The 22,512-nt window shown below is 43.2% G+C and carries 20 protein-coding genes; 11 read left to right on the forward strand and 9 right to left on the reverse strand.

Features of this window, described 5'->3' with window-relative positions:
* The first annotated feature begins 131 nt into the window (after positions 1-131).
* Positions 132-437 (forward strand): Lpp/OprI family alanine-zipper lipoprotein, encoded by a 306-nt coding sequence (locus A8L45_RS09090; RefSeq protein WP_068901454.1) that lies wholly within the window; start codon positions 132-134, stop codon positions 435-437.
* A 130-nt stretch (positions 438-567) separates the two neighbouring features.
* Here A8L45_RS09090 and A8L45_RS09095 read toward each other — a convergent pair whose 3' ends face one another.
* Positions 568-1,464, reverse strand: a complete 897-nt coding sequence (locus tag A8L45_RS09095) for a L,D-transpeptidase family protein (protein ID WP_245680689.1) — start codon at positions 1,462-1,464, stop codon at positions 568-570.
* Between the two features lie 89 nt (positions 1,465-1,553).
* The gene (locus tag A8L45_RS09100) at positions 1,554-1,964 is read right to left on the reverse strand and encodes a hypothetical protein (RefSeq protein ID WP_068901456.1); all 411 of its coding nucleotides are present in this window, start codon (positions 1,962-1,964) and stop codon (positions 1,554-1,556) included.
* Between the two features lie 163 nt (positions 1,965-2,127).
* Here A8L45_RS09100 and msrP point away from each other — a divergent pair, with 163 nt between their 5' ends.
* The 3 genes from msrP (at position 2,128) to A8L45_RS09115 (ending at position 4,536) form a co-directional block, all read left to right on the forward strand.
* The gene (msrP, locus tag A8L45_RS09105) at positions 2,128-3,147 is read left to right on the forward strand and encodes a protein-methionine-sulfoxide reductase catalytic subunit MsrP (RefSeq protein WP_068901458.1); all 1,020 of its coding nucleotides are present in this window, start codon (positions 2,128-2,130) and stop codon (positions 3,145-3,147) included.
* The gene (gene msrQ / locus A8L45_RS09110; protein ID WP_068901460.1) at positions 3,147-3,797 is read left to right on the forward strand and encodes a protein-methionine-sulfoxide reductase heme-binding subunit MsrQ; all 651 of its coding nucleotides are present in this window, start codon (positions 3,147-3,149) and stop codon (positions 3,795-3,797) included. Before msrP ends, msrQ begins: the two co-directional genes overlap by 1 nt.
* Positions 3,798-3,879: 82 nt before the next feature.
* Entirely contained in the window at positions 3,880-4,536 is a 657-nt protein-coding gene (locus tag A8L45_RS09115; RefSeq protein ID WP_068901462.1) for a hypothetical protein, read from the forward strand.
* A 12-nt stretch (positions 4,537-4,548) separates the two neighbouring features.
* Here A8L45_RS09115 and A8L45_RS09120 read toward each other — a convergent pair whose 3' ends face one another.
* Positions 4,549-6,285: an SgrR family transcriptional regulator gene (locus A8L45_RS09120; protein ID WP_068901465.1), complete on the reverse strand. Its 1,737-nt coding sequence runs from the start codon at positions 6,283-6,285 to the stop codon at positions 4,549-4,551.
* Between the two features lie 216 nt (positions 6,286-6,501).
* Between A8L45_RS09120 and A8L45_RS09125 the strand changes: the two genes are divergently transcribed.
* The gene (locus A8L45_RS09125) at positions 6,502-7,017 is read left to right on the forward strand and encodes a hypothetical protein (RefSeq protein WP_068901467.1); all 516 of its coding nucleotides are present in this window, start codon (positions 6,502-6,504) and stop codon (positions 7,015-7,017) included.
* Positions 7,018-7,507: 490 nt separating this feature from the next.
* Here A8L45_RS09125 and A8L45_RS09130 read toward each other — a convergent pair whose 3' ends face one another.
* Positions 7,508-8,824 carry a DEAD/DEAH box helicase gene (locus tag A8L45_RS09130; protein WP_068901469.1) on the reverse strand — a complete coding sequence of 439 codons (1,317 nt, stop codon included), beginning with the start codon at positions 8,822-8,824 and terminating at the stop codon, positions 7,508-7,510.
* 215 nt (positions 8,825-9,039) lie between these two features.
* Between A8L45_RS09130 and A8L45_RS09135 the strand changes: the two genes are divergently transcribed.
* The 3 genes from A8L45_RS09135 (at position 9,040) to nhaA (ending at position 11,591) form a co-directional block, all read left to right on the forward strand.
* Positions 9,040-9,558 (forward strand): NUDIX hydrolase, encoded by a 519-nt coding sequence (locus tag A8L45_RS09135; RefSeq protein ID WP_068901471.1) that lies wholly within the window; start codon positions 9,040-9,042, stop codon positions 9,556-9,558.
* A gap of 127 nt (positions 9,559-9,685) precedes the next feature.
* Complete coding sequence (locus A8L45_RS09140) at positions 9,686-10,114, forward strand: PaaI family thioesterase (protein WP_068901525.1); 429 nt, start codon at positions 9,686-9,688, stop codon at positions 10,112-10,114.
* Between the two features lie 220 nt (positions 10,115-10,334).
* Entirely contained in the window at positions 10,335-11,591 is a 1,257-nt protein-coding gene (gene nhaA, locus A8L45_RS09145) for a Na+/H+ antiporter NhaA (protein WP_068901472.1), read from the forward strand.
* An 887-nt stretch (positions 11,592-12,478) separates the two neighbouring features.
* Here nhaA and A8L45_RS09150 read toward each other — a convergent pair.
* Both A8L45_RS09150 and A8L45_RS09155 read right to left on the reverse strand, forming a co-directional pair.
* Complete coding sequence (locus A8L45_RS09150; protein ID WP_068901473.1) at positions 12,479-15,835, reverse strand: ATP-binding protein; 3,357 nt, start codon at positions 15,833-15,835, stop codon at positions 12,479-12,481.
* A gap of 2 nt (positions 15,836-15,837) precedes the next feature.
* On the reverse strand, positions 15,838-17,043 hold the full coding sequence (locus A8L45_RS09155) for an EAL and HDOD domain-containing protein (RefSeq protein WP_068901475.1): 1,206 nt from the start codon (positions 17,041-17,043) through the stop codon (positions 15,838-15,840).
* A gap of 261 nt (positions 17,044-17,304) precedes the next feature.
* On the opposite strand from A8L45_RS09155, the gene A8L45_RS09160 reads away from it, so the two are divergent.
* Positions 17,305-18,270, forward strand: coding sequence for a YdcF family protein (locus tag A8L45_RS09160; protein WP_068901477.1), 966 nt, complete (start codon positions 17,305-17,307; stop codon positions 18,268-18,270).
* An 87-nt stretch (positions 18,271-18,357) separates the two neighbouring features.
* Here A8L45_RS09160 and A8L45_RS09165 read toward each other — a convergent pair whose 3' ends face one another.
* On the reverse strand, positions 18,358-19,242 hold the full coding sequence (locus A8L45_RS09165; protein WP_068901478.1) for a PhzF family phenazine biosynthesis protein: 885 nt from the start codon (positions 19,240-19,242) through the stop codon (positions 18,358-18,360).
* A gap of 298 nt (positions 19,243-19,540) precedes the next feature.
* On the opposite strand from A8L45_RS09165, the gene A8L45_RS09170 reads away from it, so the two are divergent.
* A complete protein-coding gene (locus tag A8L45_RS09170; protein WP_068901480.1) occupies positions 19,541-19,714 on the forward strand; it encodes an ATPase in 174 nt (57 codons plus the stop codon).
* Between the two features lie 67 nt (positions 19,715-19,781).
* Here the strand turns inward: A8L45_RS09170 and A8L45_RS09175 are convergent, their stop codons facing one another.
* Both A8L45_RS09175 and A8L45_RS09180 read right to left on the reverse strand, forming a co-directional pair.
* On the reverse strand, positions 19,782-20,147 hold the full coding sequence (locus tag A8L45_RS09175; RefSeq protein WP_068901482.1) for a phage protease: 366 nt from the start codon (positions 20,145-20,147) through the stop codon (positions 19,782-19,784).
* A 214-nt stretch (positions 20,148-20,361) separates the two neighbouring features.
* The gene (locus A8L45_RS09180) at positions 20,362-21,381 is read right to left on the reverse strand and encodes a hypothetical protein (protein WP_068901484.1); all 1,020 of its coding nucleotides are present in this window, start codon (positions 21,379-21,381) and stop codon (positions 20,362-20,364) included.
* Positions 21,382-21,794: 413 nt separating this feature from the next.
* On the opposite strand from A8L45_RS09180, the gene A8L45_RS09185 reads away from it, so the two are divergent.
* On the forward strand, positions 21,795-22,172 hold the full coding sequence (locus A8L45_RS09185; RefSeq protein WP_068901486.1) for a PEGA domain-containing protein: 378 nt from the start codon (positions 21,795-21,797) through the stop codon (positions 22,170-22,172).
* Positions 22,173-22,512 lie beyond the last annotated feature (340 nt).

The raw sequence follows: 22,512 nt of genomic DNA on the forward strand, positions 1-22,512 counted from the left end.
CGCCCGTGAACCAATGATTGGCGTCATAATATCGAAGTAGGGTCTACTGTTAATACATATTCTACAGGAAGTAGCATTATTATTTTGACAATGCAGTAACAGGCACACTAACAAGTATTATGAGGTTCACTATGAAAAAACGTCTACTCGCCCTCGCACCGCTGGCATGTTGCGCTCTGCTGGTGGGATGCTCCAGCTCTAATGGCGTGGAGAAAAGCGTGGCGGGACTTTCAGCCAAAGTATATCAACTGTCTAGTCAGGTAGACCAACTTACTGAGCAGTTGGAGCAAGTGTCTGAGGAAGCGGCATCTTTGAAAGGCGGTATTTTTGATGCTAAAGCAACTTCAGATCTGGCATATGACGAGGCAACGCGCGCTAACGAGCGTATAGACTTAATGTCGCAGAGCATTGTGAAGTCTCAAAGCTATGTGAAGTAGGCAGACGTCAAGTTGAAATAATCGTTTCACAAGGTAGTGTTCGAAAAAAATAGAAAGGCGCCATGGTGCCTTTTTTGTTGCGTATTGAAAGGTATCAATGGTAACTGACCACGCGTAGCTAGATAGCGAACTATAGCGGCATTGTTCCTACTTCGACGGGTATGCCCGACTGTACGGAGAGCGTTGCACGATATCTTATTGAGTGCAATGAATTTTCCCCTAACCACTCTGTCAATAACTCATCAGGGCGAGAAACAAGTCGCTTGTCCTTGTCTTCTTTTGTTCTCGACAGCGGCCTGTGGGCTTCAACAAAGACTGCACCGTCAGGCTCTACACTTATTTTTACCGCCTGATTAATTATTTTCACCGTTTCGCCAACACGCGCTTTATCATACAACCAAACTATGTCTTCTGGTCGCATACGAATACAGCCAGAGCTGACACGGAGACCGATTCCAAAGTCTTTATTAGTGCCGTGAATGAGGTATTCACCTGAACCATAGGATAGTCTGAGGGCATGAGTACCAAGAGGGTTATCCGGCCCCGGTGGCACAACATCGGGAAGTTCAATTTCACGTTCCAGATATTCAGCCTTAATCTCTTTGGTCGGTCGCCAAGTAGGATTTTCCCTTTTGTTTCTGATGCTGGTTGTCATTAATGGCGTTTCACGCCCTACCCTGCCAATTCCAATTGGAAAAACATGAACATTACTCTTTCCTTTTTCGAAGTAATAAAGCCTTAGCTCTGCCAAGTTGACCACTATTCCTTCATAGTCGACGACGGGTAAAATTAACTTTCTTGGGATGGTAACGAAAGTACCTGGTTCTACTAAATGAGGAGACACACCAGGATTCGCGGCTATCAGAGCAAGAAAGCCTACATTGTATTGTGCTGCTATGGATTCAAGATCTTCAGTTTTGTCGCTGACATGAATGATATTTTTGCCGATTATTCTGCTACCTTGCGACGGGAGCGTGTACTCTACGGCGTGTAGATTAAAAGCGAAAATTGCTAGAAGTAATAACAACCATTTACCACACCTCATCGCGTCTACATTCATCCCTTGCAAAACCTCTTAAATAAATATCTGTGCGGTGGTTTGAGGGCTTTTACCAGTCAGAACATTAACCGGACACCAAAACTGCCTTCAAACTCTATATCTGACCTATTTTGGCCGTACCATACAGGTCCAAATTCTCCAAAACATTCCGCATTGGTGCCTACTAGAGGAACAGAAATACCTAAACCGGTTTTTATTCCCCATTCTTTGTCGGTCTCATCAAGCCACTGAGCGCCGGTATATGAATAACCACCCAGCGTTCCTGCCCACTCAACATTCCAAAGTAAATCCAACCCTGCATGAAATTCTTCGAAACCAGCTGAAATACGGAAGTTTTCTCGGTTATAACTAATTGTGTAACCCGGTGATCCAACTGATATGCCTATAACGTTTTCGTATGCATTCGATACGGAAAGAGGAATGACAGACAGAGAGGTAACAATCACTATGTTTTTAAATATTTGCATAGAGTTTATCTAAAAGTTGAAGTGAATTTCACTGTCACTCTAGTTGTGTAACACTAGGTTTTCCATATTCGAGTCATATTTTTCAGTATTGGTACAAGTTTAGTGAAAGTATTAGGAATTTAGGTCGGTCTTATCGGGACAAGCAAGTCAAGGAATAGTAATTATGCTCATAAAATCAAAGAAGCGATCGGAATTGTCAGAGAACGAACTCACCTCTGAGCAATCATATTTATCGCGACGTGATGCCTTAAAAAAGTTTGGTATTGCTGCGGCTGCTCTGCCCGTTGCGCACAATGCAAACGCTGATTTATTTGGTTTTTTTTCAGGTGACGACGACAAAAAACAAACAAAAGCCTTCAAGAGAGATGTATTAACTGCGAAGAAAACCGATTACGGGCAGTCATTAACGATGACACCCGAGAAAAAGATTCTTACCTATAACAACTTTTATGAATTTGGCACTGGAAAAACAGATCCTGTCGACAACAGCCAAGGTTTTGTCGTTGATCCTTGGAAGCTTGAAGTGACAGGTTTAGTGAACAAGCCGTTGACCTTGAATTACCAAGATCTTCTCTCTCGCTTCCCGATAGAAGAAAGGCGCTACAGGATGCGTTGCGTTGAGGCATGGTCAATGAACATTCCATGGTTGGGTTTCCCTCTATCTGAGTTACTCAAGGCGGCAGACCCACTCGGTAGCGCGAAATATGTCGCATTCGAAACCTTGTACGACCCAAAGCAAATGCCGGGGCAAGCATCGTCATTTACCGGCGGCGGTATTGATTATCCGTATGTAGAAGGACTTCGTATTGATGAAGCAATGCACCCTTTGACGCTATTAAGCGTTGGCCTGTATGGCAAAACTCTGGCTCCGCAGAATGGAGCTCCGATACGACTTGTTGTGCCTTGGAAATACGGTTTTAAAAACATTAAATCCATCGTCAAGATCCACTTGCTGGAGAAAAAACCACCAACCACATGGAATATACTTGCAAGACATGAGTACGGTTTTTACGCCAACGTTAACCCAGAAGTAGACCATCCGCGATGGAGTCAGGGGTCAGAGAGATTTATTGGAGAAGGAACAGTATTTAGCTCACAACGACAAAAAACACTCATGTTCAATGGATATGCTGAAGAGGTTGCCAGCCTATATTCTGGGATGGACCTCACCAGGGAGTTTTAATGCGGGTTACTCAAAGACATGTCATCATCCTCAAAACCCTTTTACACCTTATTCAGGCGTATTTTTTGGTTCAATTAGTCACACTGACTTTGGGAGGGGGATTTGGAGCAGACCCTGTAGAGGGACTGACAAAATACACAGGCATAGCAGCGCTGAATAGTCTGGTGGTTTCATTGGTGATAGGTCCGGCAACCCGTTTTTACCGGATGGGACTCATGATAAGGTTGCGTCGACCTGCTGGCATTTACAGTTTTGTCTGGGCATCCCTTCACCTCGCTGTCTACGCCTTCCTAGATTTGGGTTTGAATGTCAGCTTACTGATAAGTGAAATCGTAGAACGTCCGTATCTTACCGTGGGATTTGTTGTTTGGTTGGTGCTGTTGGCACTAACAGTGACATCTACACAGGCGATTCAACGAAAACTGGGTCGCCGATGGCAAACGCTGCACAACTGGGTATACCTGGCTGCTGCACTTGCGCCTATCCACTTTTATTGGTCATCAAAGTCTGAGCTGATTGAGCCTGGTATTTATCTGGTCATCTCGGCGGCACTGCTACTGCTTAGACGACGAAACGTTAAAATGTGGATACAAAGTGTCCTTTCTCCCTTGCAAAGGCTGATTTATCACACAAGAGCGAAGGCGGAATAGTGACTCAGGATGTCACTTTTCTTAAAAATTTGCCATACTTCGGGTAAATCTATGTAGTTACAACTTTTTCTGGAGAGGCAGCTTGCTGGACGATGTGATATCACAAAGCCTTGAAGGGTTTAAGGCTGATTGCCGTAAGCTTTGTGAAAACCACTACCCAACAATCCATAACCGTGGCATGAGAGACATTCATCTTGGCAAAGCCTTGTCTCGCCGTATCGTCAGCACACTCAGTGCAGGCGGGCATTATGCATCTCTTGTTCAGTTGGAAACAGCTGAGCATATCAGACTTCCTATTTTCCACATAAATGGCGGCCAATATCAGCTCTACGTCATTGGTCACCGTATGGTTAGCCCCGGAGCGGGTTGCCGTCATGCTCTTATAACCGATATACAGTGGTCGCTTGAGAAGCTTGAACTCTCAAGCGACGCTGACTTCAGACTACTATTGGTATCAGACCACTGGTTTGATCGCACGATGGCAAGCAAAACGCTCCCCAGTTGGTGGTTGGGAAACATGCCAGTTGATCTGGAAGCCTACCAAAGTCAGGGAATCAAATTGCAACTCAGTGATGGGAGTTTATCGAAGGACATCGAACATCAATGTTCACTGGACAATGGGAACTTTAAGCTTTTCCATCCTTTGAAAAGGCTTAAAGATAATGAAGTGATATACAAGTACATGTTGATGTCAGCGTCTTTTACGCTTCACCCCAATAATACTCTCGGTAATGATTGAGATTGCAATCATTTAGACTTCTAAATCATTGTCTGAAGGCTTTGTCCAGACTGACTTAAAGTCAAACCAACCCACCGTATTAGAACTAAAGTCCTGCAGTTCGCTGTCATCGATAACGCCCAACCAAATATGGAAAAGCGGGAGGAGCTGTCGGGTATCCACCAGCGTTCGTGCAAGACTTTCATCGTAGTAACTGTCTTCTGTATCGTTTGAGCGCGATTTATCTACTTCGCGCATCGTGGCTTCATATTCGCGTTCAGGCATCATTGCAGAAAATAAACCGAAACAGAAAACCCACTGAAGCAATGCATCACTCCTTTTACTGCCCAGACTCACTCCTCCCAGCCATATGTCGATTTTCTTGAGATCTTTTCCAGATTGGATCTGCTCATGCTCTAACACGATAAATTCAACGTTGATATTGTCACGAGCGAGGATGGTCTTAATCACCTTACCCATTATCGGATAAAGAGGATGACTCCCCTGATATCCAAGATATATTGTTGTGGGGCCCGGAGTATCTATCTCAGGCAATACAGCAGGTGTATGCGCCCAACCCGGTCTCAATCCATAGGCGGGTGTAAGGCGATATTCAGCAGCGCCAGACGCCTCCAGAAGCGGTAACATATGAGCAGGAGATAAACGGTACTGGAAGAATGCTGCCCACCTGGGATCTTTTGCAATGCCAGATCGCCGGTTAAGTAGAAGGAAGTTACTCCCCTCATCAAGCACCATTCTTTTCCCCGTCATATTACTGAATGTTCCTCTGCGTGTATCCAGCGCTCCAGGGTGCAATGATGCACTGGGGTGCAATTGGCACATCGCAGTATTATCAAGAACCCATATTTCGACAGTATCTGTTAGCGCCCTGAAACCAAAATACTGATCATGAGCCTCTAAAACTAGCTTCCGGTCAGTGTTTTCTGCGACCTTATACGCCCCTGTTCCAACAGGAAATCTATCCGCATTTTTTGTGGCAGATGCTTCTCTGGAACGAATACTGGCCATCGGTAGTGCTAACGAATCTGCAAAACGGTGATCAGCTATTGTCAGGAAAACATCAATCACATTGATTGCTGGGGAATTCACACGATCAATATGAGAAAAGTAGGTGTGATTACGCAAACTCTCTAACGACCAGATGATATCTCTCACCTGCAGTGGTTTACCATCATGAAAATAGACTGAGGGCCTTATAAAAAAACGCCAGTGTCTTTCAGTGATCTTCTGCCAGTGATGAGCCAGATCCGGCTCAACCCGCTCGGTTTTATCATTAACTCGTGTCAATCCGTTGAATATCTGACGGATAAGATGGTTTTCAGAGCGTCTTAAAGGTTTAGCAGGGTTTAGGCAGTAAAAGGGGCGGTAGTAAGGCAGCCTGATAATTTGCTTCCCTTCCCTTGTACTCGATCCGAGTAATTCCTGAATAAGAAGAGCTAATTTCCCTGCGTCATGATTCAAAGCATCAAACGCGGCATCCAGTTTTCCTTCGCTTATCCACTGCCTTAATCTTTTTTGCTGCAGATCAGACGTAGAGCGATGAAATATTAAACGGCTGAGCTTTCCGCGCCCCACAGCGGGTTGCCAAGTGATCCAGCCTGTCTCAGCCATCTTGTTGAGTACCATTCGCGCATTTCTCCTCGTGCACTCGAGGATGGCAGACATATCCTGAAGGGTTGTTTCGCTGTCTTTACCCCCAAAATGGCCATAGACACGAGCAAATTGTGACTGTAAACGCTGACTCGACATAAAAGAGGAACCCAATATTTCCAAAACTTAAACACTTAATTTCCCCTATTCTAAACCTAAATCCTGAAACAGACCCTACAAACCAAGCACTTAATTACATTCCACGCGCACAAAATGAGCGAACAAACGTTTATTGATTGTTATTTGTAGCGAGATCCTTAATATCAATGGCCATAAATCCAAGAAGATGACGGACGACGTTTCCGTGGAGAGTGTATGGCGAACGCAGCAATAGACAGCCATTTCAAGAGAAAACAGCGCTGGATGGCAAGCCATGTCCAAGATGCCAAGTTCCCAACGAAAGAGAGCCTAGAAGGACATAGCCTATATCAGAAAACTGAACGTCTGCCCGTTGAGCACAACAACTCTCAAGAAAACACCGACCTCAACCTCACCTTTCACCGGGTTGACTGTCATCCTCTTATGATTCGTTACGCTGTAACACTGTCCAAGGCATGGCCAGAAACACAACGACCATTGATTTTGGAATACCTTTCTCAGGTGTCTTTGACAGACCAAGAGGTCGAAAACAATACAAAAATTGCACTGTATCTGGCCACGCAAGATGGAATGCCAGTCGGTGTGGGTATGCTGTTTGAAAGCTTGGAAGATCAAGATTGGGTGAGTGGTATTTACGATATCACAGCGGAAAATTCAGATATCAGTAACGCCATGCTTCACTTCCTCATCAGAAGAGCTGAGGCAAAGTCAGTCGTTTGCAGCCCCATGTAAATGATTGCTCGGTATTTCATCATGAAATAATCAGACTGAGAATAGCTCACACGCAAGATGGGGGATTACACAAATAAAAAACCGCCTGAAATACTACTTTTCGGCGGCTTATCTACACATTATCGATATATTGATCATTAATCGCACTAAACATGGTGATTTATAAGAGTGTGATGCGATTATTTTCTTTCTGCACGTTCTTTTCGGACAACCAACAAGCCGATGATGATAAATGTAACAACGAGTACTGTTTCCACTAGTTTCCTCCGGGAAGTGTTAAAATTTTGTTAGGTTCAAAGACAAACCTTAAATAAACGCGCATATTCTATAGTTTTCTCACTAAGAATTCACGGCAATACAGCTGTTGGCGTGACTTAAATCGAAATAGTTAATGATTTTCACTTAATTGCGACAATTTTAAAGCGACATACCTCACTCAAAAGCGCTCAATCTATCTTGAGTGAGGTACAGTAAAGCTTATCGCACTGCCTTATTCAGCTTCTTTTTTTACCTTTTTCGGCATAAAGACTTGCTCTCCAACGGCTACGCCTTGGTAAAAACTCTTATTACGCTGTTTCGGCGTGCGTTTATCCTGTGTTGGCTTTTTAACCTGTTTTTTACCCGGTTTTTTACCTACAAATTTCTTTTTTTTCGGTGCAAGGCCTTTGAATTTAGCTTCCAGCCCATCTAGAACATGAAACTGAATTTTTTGGGCCAAAAATGCTTCAACATTTTTAAAGTTATGCCAGTCTTTAGGCCCAACAAATGAAAATGCCAAGCCCTTGTTCCCTGCCCTTCCAGTTCGCCCAATGCGATGAACGTACTCTTCTGCATGCTTTGGCATGTCGAAGTTAACTACATGGGAGACGTTGTTGATGTCAAGACCACGTGAAGCCACATCTGTAGTCACAAGCACCTTATGGAGACCTCGTTCGAACTCATCCATGATTCGGTTCCGCTGAGCCTGATTAAGATCGCCACTCAGTGCCACTGCTTTTATGCCACGCTCAATAAATTCCTTCGCAAGCCTGTCGGTATCCGCCCGTGTGGCAGTGAATATCATTAACTGTTGATACTCCTGTTCCATGATTCTTTCGAGCAAAGCCTGTTTGTGATCAAGATGGTCACTGAGATAAAAATGTTGAGTAATGTCCTTATGTTCATCGTTGGCGTAGCCAATAGCGACTCGTTTAGGATCCGTTAACATATCTCCAGCGATATCATTCACCTGATGGTGATCAAGTGTCGCAGAAAACATTAATGTCTGACGTTTGCGATGAGATGCAGCTTCGTTGATAGCCTTTAACTGAGGAGCAAAACCCAGATCAAGCATTCTGTCCGCTTCATCCATGATCAACATCTCAAGTCCATCAAGACTCAAATGGCGGTGTTCAAGGTGGTCTGCAAGGCGTCCCGGCGTAGCGACAACAAATATCGGGTCTTTTCGGAAGGCCTTTGCCTGGTCATTAAAGTTTTCACCACCGAGGATCAAAGCCGCCTTGTAAGGAGTAGCAGAAATAAGTTGACGTAACTGACCGAAAACCTGCTTGGCAAGCTCACGTGTTGGCGCGAGTATCACTACTCTGGGATCACGTCGACTGAACGGTTTCGCCCGGAACATACGTTGCAATGCGGGTAACAGGAAAGCCAGTGTTTTCCCCGATCCTGTTTTTGAGGATGCCAGTAAGTCTTTACCTGCACAGGCAACTGGAATCGCGCTTTGTTGAATCTCTGTAGGCTGCTGAAAGCCGAGATGCTCAATGGTTTTCATCAGTCGTTTGTCTAAATTCAGATCTTCAAATTGCAATGTATCACTCCAATGGTGTTATCTTTTTCTGCATAAGCGCAGAAGTCGGCCAGCAGCACCTTATCGCCGCCATTAATTGGCGCGGAGTTTATCATAAAACTCATGGTTTTCCGCACCAAAAGCGCCCTTGATCACAAATTTAAACTCTGGATAGATGCATTTTTGCATTTGAAGTCTCAAGTTCAGTGCGGACATTAACTGATAAGGAAAGTAGCATGAGTAACACCAATGTTATTCATCGCTGGAAAAGATTGGCTCTTGAGGAGAGAGTTATCCAGCGACCAGATGGGTGTAAAACGGTTGAAACTATCGTTCATCACCCAGGCGCAGTGTTAATTGTGCCAGTATTAGAAAATGGCGACCTCGTTATGGTTCGTCAATACCGCTCAGCAATCGACGATTGGATTTATGAGTTTCCTGCTGGCACACTCGAAGAGAGTGAAACGGCGGAAGTTTGTGCCAAGAGAGAGCTGGCGGAAGAAACACAACTGGTAGCAAAAACATGGACCAAGCTCGGGGTGATCTTTCCTGCCCCCGGCTTTTGTGATGAAGAAATGCATATTTTTCTTGCGTCCGACCTAAGTGATGGGAGCGGTATCCCCGACGAGGATGAGTTTATAGATGTTATATCATTAAGTATTGATGATATTGATAAGATGCTTTTAGACAACACGTTGAAAGACAGTAAGACAATATCCGCTCTTTACTTAACGAAAAAACACAGACTTCTCTGATCATCAATCTAGCAACATTTTAAAAGGAGAACATTGAGTGCAACAGGAAGTAGCAAGTAACAATAATAAAGCTCCGACACCAAAATCCAATTTATGGTTAGAAAACCTTAAGTTGAATCTATTTGCCATGGTGAAGATTCCTCTTATCTCATTTTGCAAAGCAAAACTTATTTACTTAGACGACCAACGTGTAGAAATAAAAATTCCGCTAAAGCGAAAAACAAAAAATCACTTAAGCAGTATGTATCTTGGAGCCTTGGCAGTAGGTGCAGATATTGCAGGCGGATACCTCGCCTACTACAAAACAAGTCAAGACAACAGGAAGGTATCACTGGCCTTTAAAAGCATGAGAGCCGATTTTTTGAAACGACCTGAAGATGATGTTGTTTTCATTTGCGATCAAGGAACCTTGATAGAAGAAATGTTAGAAGAAACATTCAGAACAGGTGAAAGGGTGAATAAAGAGGTTAAGGTAACAGCAATCTGTCCTTCGCTACACGGACAAGAGCCAATGGCTAACCTATACTTAACCCTTTCATTAAAGGGCATTAAATAGCTCAAAAATATTAAAAACTTACCATCACGATAATATATAAGAGTGATGTTTCTCAACAATCATACTGCTTATGTTGAGGCTTACAATTCAAAACTGGGTGATAACTTGGTTTCTTTCCCGTAAATCCGGCTTTAGTTTTTGAAACGTTAACTCTGTTTTGCCTTTAAATAATTTTAACTACTAGATTTATTGGCAAAACAGTTTGTTACAGGAGTTTACTGTGAGTGTAACCAAGAAACTGAAAGCGTTTTTCCAACAGGATACGGCACCGGGTATTGTATTAATTTTTACAGCATTTGCTGCTTTGGTCGTTGCCAACTCATCATTGGCAGGTCACTACCTCCATTTTTTAGAACTCCCTGTACAGTTTCGTATAGGGGCCCTAGATATTGAGAAAAATATGCTTTTGCTCATCAACGACGGGTTGATGGCAATTTTTTTCTTATTAATCGGATTGGAGGTAAAGCGAGAACTCGTAGAGGGGTCACTAAAAACCAAGAAACAGGCTATCTTTCCCGTTGTTGCGGCTATCGGCGGCATGGTAGTGCCAGTACTGATTTTTACTGTGTTTAATCATGGAGACAGCATCGCAATGACTGGCTGGGCCATTCCGTCAGCCACAGACATTGCGTTCACACTTGGTGTATTAGCTCTTTTCGGTAAGCGCGTCCCCGTTTGTCTTAAAATCTTCCTCTTAGCGCTTGCAGTAATCGATGACCTCGGCGCAGTGCTCATCATCGCCTTGTTCTTTAGTTCTGACCTTTCAATAACAGCCCTTGTTGTGGCCGCTGCTGCATGCCTTATCTTGTATTATATGAATAAACATGAGGTACATAGACTGACAGCTTATTTGCTTGTTGGCGCCATACTTTGGATTGCAGTACTTAAATCTGGCGTTCATGCGACAGTTGCCGGCGTCATACTGGGCTTCCTTATTCCTCTGGGTACGACAGACAAACGCTCACCGCTAAGAAACCTCGAACACGGTATCTCACCATGGAGTAACTTCCTTATTTTACCCCTCTTTGCGTTTGCCAATTCTGGCGTTCCCCTTGGTGGTCTTGATGCTGGCACACTTTTACAGCCTCTCCCTTTAGGCATCGCACTTGGGCTGATTATAGGAAAACCTATCGGCGTCACAGGGGCTTGCTGGCTGTCCCACAAGCTTGGCATTGCGAAGCTGCCAGATGAGATTAACTTTGGTCACATATTGGGGGCTTCTATCCTGTGTGGTATCGGGTTCACCATGTCTATCTTTATCGCAACCCTTGCCTTTCCGAGCAATGTTGGTCCCGAACTGATCAATACATCTCGTATCGCTATCTTTATCGGTTCTTTCGCCTCTGCCATCATTGGTTATATGGTGCTCAAATATGTATTTGAACGTTATCCAACGGAGGTTAAACGCCATAAAAAACCTGATGTTGATAATCAAACAGAATCAGAGAAAGTCGCGGAGGCGAATGCGACAAACTGATTTAACGTGACATAAGAGGGCGCTGACAATTTCCTTGTTAGTGCCCTTTTTTCTATCTGAAAATTGTTCTTAGCCTACAATAAACCCCTCATAGTGCGATTATTTACTTTGTGATTCTTAATAGAAGCGCCCCCCGAAAAACATCCTATTCAGCAAAGCCATACGAACCTAAATGGACTCGTACTCAGCACTTCATAGAACCGATTATTACGACTGACTTAAGTTATTTCATCGCTCACAGTTGGTCTTTACCAATTAAAACAGCCACACGCCACATTATAATAAATCAAAGTAAGCTGTTGTTTATTTATGGCACAACAAACGGTATAATTTCAGCCGAAAAATTATATGGCGTTCGCTTTAAAACATTCCTTAATAATATTTCTTTCTTATCTTATTTTCACACATGGTAAGCGAGAAAATATCCTGGTGCACTTTAAGGTATGGTTGACTTTTAAAAATCTCAGTGATGGCGCGGCATCAGACCACTAAGCAACGAGTTATCAACCATTTTTGTGGATAACGGAAATTATCCACAGCTTTATAAAAACCGTTAACTCATTGTTTTAATTGATTTTAAAATGTAAACATATCTTGTCAGGTGAATAGCCGAAAGCCAGTGTGACGAAAAGCGCATTTTCAACATGATAGATAAACGCACCTGTTAGAATATTTTCTTTCAGAATGGTAATTAAATACCAAATGTGTATTTTATTTGGTCATAAAAATATATGATTTTACTAATTACTGATTAATCAGTTAGTTATGACAGTGACGGTGGGGAGAGATTAGATAAGTTATTTTTGCACAACGGGGAATCTGTGAGATTTTTCGTCAAAAATGTCACGACGAAAAAGCGGACGCTGCCAGTATTAAAAACCACTCTCCTACATAGACATAATTTCCTCAATCTCATCTGCAATGGCATTGGCCTGTTCAGACAGCGATGACCAATACTTTTCAATGTCTTCGATATCATTGCTTGCGTGTTTTTCTATTGAAAGGCAAAGCTCAGCAAACGCACTGGCACCAATCATTGCCGCCGCACCTTTCATTTTGTGAGCAACTTTTCTTGCTTGGTCAATATTGCCCTCTTCCAGAGCCACTCTGAAGCTTTCGAGATCGACAGATTGTGTCGCAGCATATTTACCAAGCAGAATTTGTAAAATATCTATGCCCTCTCCAATCTGCTGTTCAAGATGTTTCAAATCGATTATCTGGGTCGCATTATTAATTTTTCTGCCCTCATTCATATTATCGACTTCACAAGAGGTACACCCGATAGCCTGAGATGAAATAACCATATCCTGCTGTACCACAGGTAAAGGAGCGTTTTTTTCACTCCCACTCTGCGAGCCAGTATTTTTTTGATCACGCAATGGGAGAAAGTTTTTCATCATTTCGATAAGTTGATCTTTGGTGAATGGTTTACCCAGATGGGCATTCATACCAAAAGCCAAGCAACGATCAGCATCTCCCGTCATTGCGTTAGCGGTAACCGCAATTATCGGCGTTTCAGTATCAAATTCACGTATTCTTTTTGTTGCCTCAAAACCATCCATTTCAGGCATTTGGCAATCCATTAAAATCATGTCAAATCGCTGTTTTCTGTGCTTTGACAAGGCAACTCTTCCATTGTCAGCGACCGTTGTGGCACATCCTAAACTCGATAGAATGAGAGTCATCAAATCCTGATTGACCATATGATCTTCAGCGACCAATACCCGCATTCCTTCAAACGAAGAATCAAGCGATACAGGTGACACATGTTTATCAATACCACCATTAACAATGGTGTTGTAAAGGTCTGTAGGGCGAATAGGGCTTGTTATACAAGGGTGCGGGTATAAATCCAACGCACCATGGTGGCTGATGATAATCGTCTTACCCGCCTCTGAAATTGCATCACTGAGTTCGTCCACCAGTTCTTGATCGACAAAGAGTAGTGAACCCGCCAGCATTTGATATGGCATCGTCGACGGTAAACCACATTGAGTCACTGAAAAGCCAAATTCAGTCAGGTATATATGTAACACTCTGAACAGTTTAGTGTCACGACTGGCAACATAGACTCTCCGGATCTCTTCATGTGGCAAGGGAGTGAACGTCGACAATAGCCTTTCATCCGGGCCAGAGACATCATTAATGGGTATCCTCACTTTAAAGGTGCTTCCCACTCCCTCGTCACTTTCCAGCTCAATCTCGCCGCCCATGAGGCCGACCAGTTTTCGACACAAAGGAAGACCTAAACCTGTTCCTTGATAGGTACGAGACGCAGAGTTATCAGCCTGAGTGAAATTATCAAATATCGCTTCAAGTCTGTTTTCAGGTATCCCAATGCCTGTATCGATGACCTCCATCTCCAGAAGGTTATCACCATCAACAGACACCATATTCAAGTTGACCTCGATGGCACCCTGCTTGGTAAACTTCACTGCATTTCCCACGAGGTTTATCACCACTTGTCTAAACCTCACCTCGTCCAGATCCAGTTTCCTCGGTAACTCCGGACTGATAGAACAATGCATTCGCAGATGTTTTTCAGCCGTTTTTGCTGTAAACACCATAAGTGACTCGTAGACCAGCTCTTCAATATCTGAAGGCTTGATATTGAGCTGCATTTTTCCCGCTTCTATTTTGCTGAGGTCCAAAACATCATTAATGATATTGAGCAGCGCATTCGAAGAGTGCAGCAGCGTATCTACAAAATATGCCTGCTGCTTGGTAAGCACGGTTTCACGCAGCATGTTAGACATACCAACAATACCGTTCATCGGCGTTCTTATCTCATGACTCATCATGGCTAGAAAGTTAGTTTTAGCCTCGTTAGCATTCTCGGCTTGTTCCTTAGCGCGAGCCATTTCGGCCGAAATCATCTCATTAAGATTCTGTTGTCTGACGAAGTGCACCATTGCACTGAGACTCGATAACACAGGCTCTATCCACTGCTGTAATTCAGTCTCATAAAGTGTCGACTCATCAAACAGACAAACGACTCCAACCAGTTCATCAGACAAATATAAGGGGATACAGAGCGTGTTAATCACCAATTTGCTCTCTCCGCCTAAGCCTGCCACCTGAAGGTTTCGCGTTGCCTTTCTGGTTTCCATCACTTCATTAATGACGGTGTCGACGAAGTCTGAGGATATGTAGCCGTTAGCAATCAAACGAGTTTGGGCAAGCACCCGAAGACGTTTCTCTTCGCCTGAGTCCACATCCAAAATCACACCATGGTTACTTTCGCCAATTTTAAGCAGAATACTCAGTACTTCCCGAAAGCTACGATGGAAATCATCGCTGATAAGAAATTTGTCTTGTAGCGTTTTAACGGCAGAAAATAACTCTGCGCCCTTAGACACCTTAATTTTGTCTAAATGTTGTTCAGTGATATCGCGGATGATGGCAACCTGAAGCAATTCATCACCAACAGTGATTTGCGTCGAACGCACCTGAACAATGATCTTTCCGCCAGAGGTCTCTAACTGATAGCTCACCTGTTTGTTGTTCAGTCCGTAGAGTGCCTGTGAAAAGTATGCCCGCGAATCCGGTACAACCCGGGCGATAATATCGGCCAGCTTGATCTCCCCGGGCTTAATTTGTGGCAGGTCGAATATTTTTGTTGCAGCATCGTTTGCGGTGATCACCTGATGGTTGTCTGCCAAGACCAAAAGACCATCCTGATAACTATGTATGACGGTGTTTAAGTAATTTTTACGTGATTCAATTTCGGTTATTGCCCGCGCATATTTCCAGATAAGGAACATGATCATGACATCAAGCACGAAAATCTGGGCAACACCGGTGAGTATCTCAGATGCCAATGTTTCCTTTATTAAGCTGGCATCTTCATAGATAAACAATGAACCTACATTGGTATTGATTCCTGGCTCGGTAAATTGCAAATCAAAAATACGCACCTGGAATGCACCGTCACTGCCGGAAGCTAATGGCGTTTCTCTCGTGGCATAACGAAATTTATCCCGTTCAGCAATCACCTCAAGTTTTTTCACAAAACGGGAGTTTGACTCACTTTCTAAATCCTTGATCACCGAGTCGTAATCGCCATTTCTCAACGTATCAGGCAAACGAAATTTGAGGCGATTTGCCAAGGCGGTGATCTCAGCATCCATATCATCCATCAATCGTGATTTGGTATGGTGATAATTCAAAAAACCGAAGAGGCTGAGAATTAATGTGCCGCAAATAAGCAAGACAACAGCGAGGCGCGTTCGAAGGGCAAACATAGTCACACCTGCATGCTTGACATAATTTCAGCAGTTTCATCACGACATTTTTCATATGTCTTGAGTACTGCTTTATCAGAAACAGAAAACTGGTTGCACCAATGTGTCACGCCGTTCCAATTCGCTCGCTCAATGTCTTTGCAAAGCGCAAGGGCACAACCATATACCCCGTCCTGCGATACCATCGCCCGCTTTACATCATAAGAAAGGTCCAGATGTTGTGTGATTTCCTCCATGGGTCGGCTGAGCATGACGTCAAGTAAGGAAAATGCACCGACAATAAACCCCTCATCCGGATCAAAGTTCTGATCGCTGACATTAAGAGATGACATAAACGTCGCTCTCAGAAGTGCCGTATTTTGTAACTGAAAGGCGGCTTTATTACTCATATTTGACATGATGAGCAGGGATACCAACCTTCTCAGTGATTCAACCCCAAGGTAGACCACAGCTTGCCTTGGATTCGTTATCGCACTGGTTTTCGTTTTAGCCAGAATATTTGCACTGGCGACGACCTTGTAGAGCAGCGAGACATCTTTCGATATTAATTGGGTGAGTCCATCAATGTCGTTTGGCGAGCGATTAATAATGATGCATACGTCCAGCAGGGTAAGTACAGAAGGTGCGACGTCTTCAGAACGAACAATTTGCGGTTTTTCAAAGAAATATCCTTGAAATAATGAGAAGCCAAATTGTTTAGCCATCATTAATTCATCTTGCGTTTCGACTTTACAGGCAAGAAATGTCTTGTTTGCGTATTTAGTCGCGATAGCTTCCCATGCGGCGGGATCATCGACATCCATACTGACTCTGATAATGTCAATCAGCTCAATATACTGACTCCAACTTTGCCGAAATGCGTTACCATCCACCATGATCTGGTATCCGTCACTGCGATAGGCTTTTAAGTTGTCAATCAGACGCTGACTGGGAGTGGAATCTTTGGTGACAGATATAACCAAAGACTCAGCAGGCATTGAGAGAGGAATTTCGTCAATCAATGACGATTCACCGAAATTAACAATGTACTTTGCGCCTGACTGATTGCCACTCGCTAAGAAATTTGCACTCAATACACGCGACGTCGCGGTATCCTCATCAATAGAAGGAAACTTATTTTCGAGGCCTTCACGGAACAGAAGATCATTGCCCCAATGTTTTAAATCAGCGTCAAAAACGGGTTGGCAGGAGAAAAAAACCTCGGCCACTCTTTGTTGCTCCAATCGACGAATACACCCTTAAAAGTTAGATCAAAATCTCACTTTTATCTCATTTGTTTCGTATATAAGCTGAAAAGTTCAAAGACTTAGGCGGGTTTCCCGTTATGGTAGAGCCTTTGATAAAAACCCAATGTATTTTTCGATCAGTTGGCTAAATACATTAATCATGTTATCGCCGTATTGCCGGGAATAACCCGCCAAAGACATATGGATGAATAAAAAATGGATACTATCCGGGAGTTATTTTGAATGCCTGACCACGATAAATGGCCTTCTAGCAACGATTGGCTGGGTCGTGCCCAACATGCGTTCATGACTAAAAACAGAGCACATTACCAGAACGCGGATGGCCAGACAGTAAATAATATGGACGAGGTTATTTTCTGTCTTCAGCAAATTCTAAAAGACGACGTTTTCCGGCTTTCAGCGCATTTCGGTATTGCAACCGCCTATTTATTTAAACGCGCGCCCAAGGAAGCACTACAAAAATATAGAGAAATAAGAGAAATCACAGGAGGACATTCTCTGGCTCTCTTCCATATCTATATATGGACGACTCTGTTAGATGATGAAAAAAAGGAAATGGCGAGAAAAGAGTTACTAAACAATGCACCTGATCTCGGCCGATACGCGGAATATATTCTGGGCCAATTGGCAGGATGGCAAAGCGTATATTCTGAACACATTTGTCTTTCTCAGCCTGCGATTATCGTTATTCAGGGATTGAAGCTCGATGAACATGGCAATAAAACACCCGAGTTGATAAACCGACTAAAAAGTGGGCTAGCCGTGTGGGAGACAAATAAGCAAAGTAAGATTGTTGTCACTGGCGGATTGCCGGTAAACGGTAAAACAGAGGCGCATGAAATGGCTCAATGGTTGCTGTCAGCCGGTGTTCCAAGTCATCTGATCATAAAAGAGAGTTGGGCAAAAAATACCGTAGACAACGCGCTATTCAGTGCCGAGATTATTGCTCAGATACCGCTGAGTACCGTCTGTGTCGTAAGCTGCAATCAACACTTGCCACGCAGTACGGTCCTTCTCAATATAGCACTCTATAAACAGGGAATCACTAACAGGCAGGTTTTGACAACGGGGACAAATAATCAAAATGACATGAACCCAGACCTGAGTGAGAAAGTGAGCATTCTCTGTGACGCAGTACGTGTGCTGGGCTTCCCTGCTTTCGATATCGGCCACATGTATTTTCGCTAAGCCATGCAGACAAAAAAGATGATGTAATGATTTGAAAAAATAAGGCCTGCGTTCGCAGGCCTTATTCGTTGATTCGGAGCATGAAAATCAGCTTACCAATCGTGTCAGTCTGTAAGGCACCCTCTGGGGCTTATCACTGGCGCCACCAACATGGATTTTCTTAATATCTTCGCCATCGGCAACTACGGATGCGTACAACAAAGAACGCTTTGCTAACGCTGCTCCCTGCTCAAATACATATCTGTTTCTGGTTCCTTGATAACGATACAAATAGGCCGCGAGTGCGCCGGCTGCGCTGCCAGTCGCTGATTCTTCATCAATGCCGAGAACGGGTGCAAAGTTTCTGCATTTTGCCGAAATATCAGATTCGTGTGGCGTAAGAGCAAATAAATGGAAGCCACACGTTTTGGTTCGCTTGTTGAAGGCGGCGATAGCTTTGAAATCAGGTTTTAAGCGGCTAAGAACATTCTTATCAGCAAGAGGAACGATAATGTCAGCCAGCCCAGTGGACACATCTTTTATCGGCATACCTGTCGCCAGAATATCTTTGGTGGTGAGACCAAACAAATCTACAATGTCTTCTGGCTGAAAACTCTTGCCGAAAGACGGCTTGACTTGCTCCATGACCACCCTTCCATCTTCGGTGATCTCAACACCTAACAAGCCTGCTTTTGTTTGTTGGGTGTAATGCCCCAAAGGTTGTTTTCCTAGCTTGAAAACAGTAGAGAAAGCCGCAACAGTCGCATGACCACAGAAATCCACTTCTTCCTCTGGAGTGAAAAACCTTACCTGATAATCTGCTTTTTTTGACGGCATCATAAACGCTGTCTCAGAAAAACCAAGCTCGGCTGCGATAGATTGCATTTGTTGGTCAGTTAAATGTTCAGCATTGAGTACGACACCAGCGGTATTTCCTCCCTGGCCGTCTGCTACGAAGGCTTCGGAGCGATAAACTTCTAAATAATCAGCCATAATTACACGTCCTTTGTTTCCGCCCTTTTTTTAGGATCCTTAGTATGTATCTCAAACATACATCTATTTGTTACAGTGTTACATATTTGGAAAAAACACAAGTATTTGGATGAAAATCAGCGAAATATTCGGTGTTTCAGGATACTGACTGTGTTGTCAAAGAAGAAAAGTGATGAAAAAACGAGCCAGCAGTCTTCTCAAAGGTCACTCGGTAAACAAAGACAGGCTATCGGCATAGTTTTTTTCCCGTCATCGACATAGAATCGAGTGGCACAAAAATCGTTGAAGAGCGCAAGATATGAAAGATTTAGACGAACTACTGACAGGTATGCCTGAGAAGAAACCTGAAGTCCCTCTGCCCTCTCTAGATGAGCAGAAAAAAATAGCGGCTGAGCTCAAAGAACTGGAAGAGAAAGGTGAATTGACGCCAGAAATCTTAGAGAAATATTTTGGTAAAATCTGCCCTGAGTGACATAAAGCGAGGTTCTTCCTCGCTTTTCTATTTGCACAACCAAAAAACCAACCAAAAATAAATGATATTACTTACTTGAGCGGTACGCCCGGTTACTTACCAGTTGCTCGCCCTCTTGGGTACACTCGATCAGTCCCCAGATTGATCCCACTTCGCGGGCTTGTAAGGCCTTTATCCAACCCACAGCGTGTGGAGGCTCTCCGGCCTTACCCTTAATCTCCGTGGCATGCTCGATATCGATGGGCAGGTCTGCGCCGTTATGGGCAAAGGCCGACACGATGGCGTCAGGATTGTCATTGACCCATGCACGGCCGTCCCGGCCTGTGATAGCGGCACCCGCAGGGATAAATTCCGCACACTGGGGTGCGCCGTCCGTGGCAGGCTCTGCAATGGCAGTAAGGTCAGTGTTTAACGCAAAGGTTTTAGTATTCATGCCCGCACAGTAGCGTGGGCAATGATGAGTTGATCAGGTGAAATGGTGCACTTAGTGTTGAATTATTTGATTAAATCTAGACATTATTAGGTTGAGTCAGCTGGGAATTAATCTTAGCTTGTGTCCTTTTGCTCAGGGTTATGAGGAAGATTAGGGCGAGTAATCTGCCCACTTCCTCAAGTACCGCTTTTTTTGTGCAATATTTTCAAACAATTTATAAGCAGGCTTCTGGTACTGACCAAGATAAAACTCTTTTGTCTATTCCTGCGGAGTAGCCGTTACCATTTTCATCTGCAGTAACATGAGAAACCCAGCCATCATGGATTTTCGATGTAATCAATAAGCTCGATAAGTCATCTGGTATAAAGGCTAAATGACCGTCCGTCGAGCCGATCGCTAGACACTGACCAACATGTGCCAGAGACTCTACATCAATATCCACTTTCCCTAAGCGTTTCAGGTTCCCTCGCTCATCAAGTTGCGCGAATACTCCCTCTTTGAAGAAAACAAATACTTCATCATCTTTTTTTATCAAGCCGATAGATTTGATCCCACTTTTCAAACCAAGGATAGGACCATCCCGAACCACCCTACCCGTATCTAAATCGATAACCTTATGAACATTCCTTCGATCTACCGACAGGTGAAAATAGTTACCCGAAACGACGTGCTTATAGTTAGTCGGTCTATTAACGCCCGGAAGTTTGTACTCCTTTATGAGCTCAAACGAAGGATATTGGTAGACCTGTAATGGCATGGTTCTATCAAAAACAATCATTTTATCTTTGAAAATATGCCAACCTGTGTAGTTGGCAGAAGTTCTTGATATATCGTGTCTTATCCAAGTGTATGACGCCGAACTCTTGATATAATTGAAGAAAAATTTGCCCTTATAGTCTCCTAATATATTGATGATATCTTTCCCGCTCTCATCTTCTATGAATATTGACGAATCACCATATTTCTTAGTCTTGGTGTTAGAGAGTGTTGAGGTCAACTCTAGTAACTCATTATATCCGTCGAAGTCATGAGTAGTGTAAACGCCGTTTTCAGATGCAAAGAGGCTTACTACAACCGTATCCAAACGTTTTTCACTTTTAACATTGAGCTCTAACGATACTGAGCCGAGCTTGGGAATTGAAAATTTTTGTTCATGCTGTTTACTACTCTCAGAAGAGCAGCCAGATAGAAGAGCAAACGATATTAAAAAGAAGAGGAAAGAGAGGTGCCTCATTGCGCATCCTTATTAAGAGAAATATTCGATAGCACAGATCATACACTCAAGGACCAAAATTGGACTGAGGAAAGATTGGTAAATGCGGACGCCCTCAGATAATCCCTCCCCCTTTATCAGCTCCGTCATTTTCCTGAGAAGGTTGCTCCACCCACTGCTCGACTCATCAGCCTTTTACTTTTCACCCCCCCAAAACTTTTACAATCTCGAAATATATAAAATAAAAATCAATTTCATTTATATTTTATATATATGTGAGATTTGTTGACAGGCTGCACTAATTTATTTTCTAAAATGTATTTCAAGTATTAACTTGCTCAATAATCAACCAATCAAAAAATAAAACGTTGTTTTAAAATTCATAAATGATTTAAAAAAAGGAGAATAGTCATATTATTTATAGGAATATTATTATGAAAAAAATTGTTATCTTTCTTTTATCTATTTTTCTTCTGAATGGTTGTGCCGCAATGTTCAATGGAACAACTCAGCAAGTTGCAATAAGAAGCCATAACCCAAAAGCTAAAATATATGTAAATGATATGTACCTTGGTCAAGGTGATGTTGTTACAAGTTTCAAAAAGAAAAATGCTTACACTATCCGCGTGGAGCAAGAAGGTTGCAATGCCATAACTATTCCTGTGAGTAAATCTTTTGACCCGACAACGCTTCTGGGCACGTTCATTGACCTCGGTATCGTATCTATATTTGTCGTAGATGGTATCGGCACTGGCGCATGGCAACAATTTGACCAAACAAGCTATGTGCTTGATGCAAAGTGCCCTGCTTAAACTCTGACACTATTTAGTCCCCGCCCTTGCGGGGATTATCAACTTTTAGCCTTTTTCACCCAAACCTTTCACACCCTCGCAACCTATAAAAGAGAATAGAAATCACTTAACTCTACTAAGTTAATTCCCTAACAAAATATGATTGCTTTTTGAGCGAAAGCACCAAGGCAGGATTCTCGCCTCATGCACAGTTTGGTATACTCTATCCATATAATTAATATGCCCCAGTCTAGTGTTTTTACGAAACCGATTATCAGCAGGTATCAGGATTAGAGGCATACAGATGGTTGAAGGGTTAGTCCTTAAATGATATTGGACACTTTGGGGTTTATTACACTGA

It is taken from the genome of Veronia pacifica (assembly GCF_001707825.1).
Lineage (GTDB): Bacteria > Pseudomonadota > Gammaproteobacteria > Enterobacterales > Vibrionaceae > Veronia > Veronia pacifica.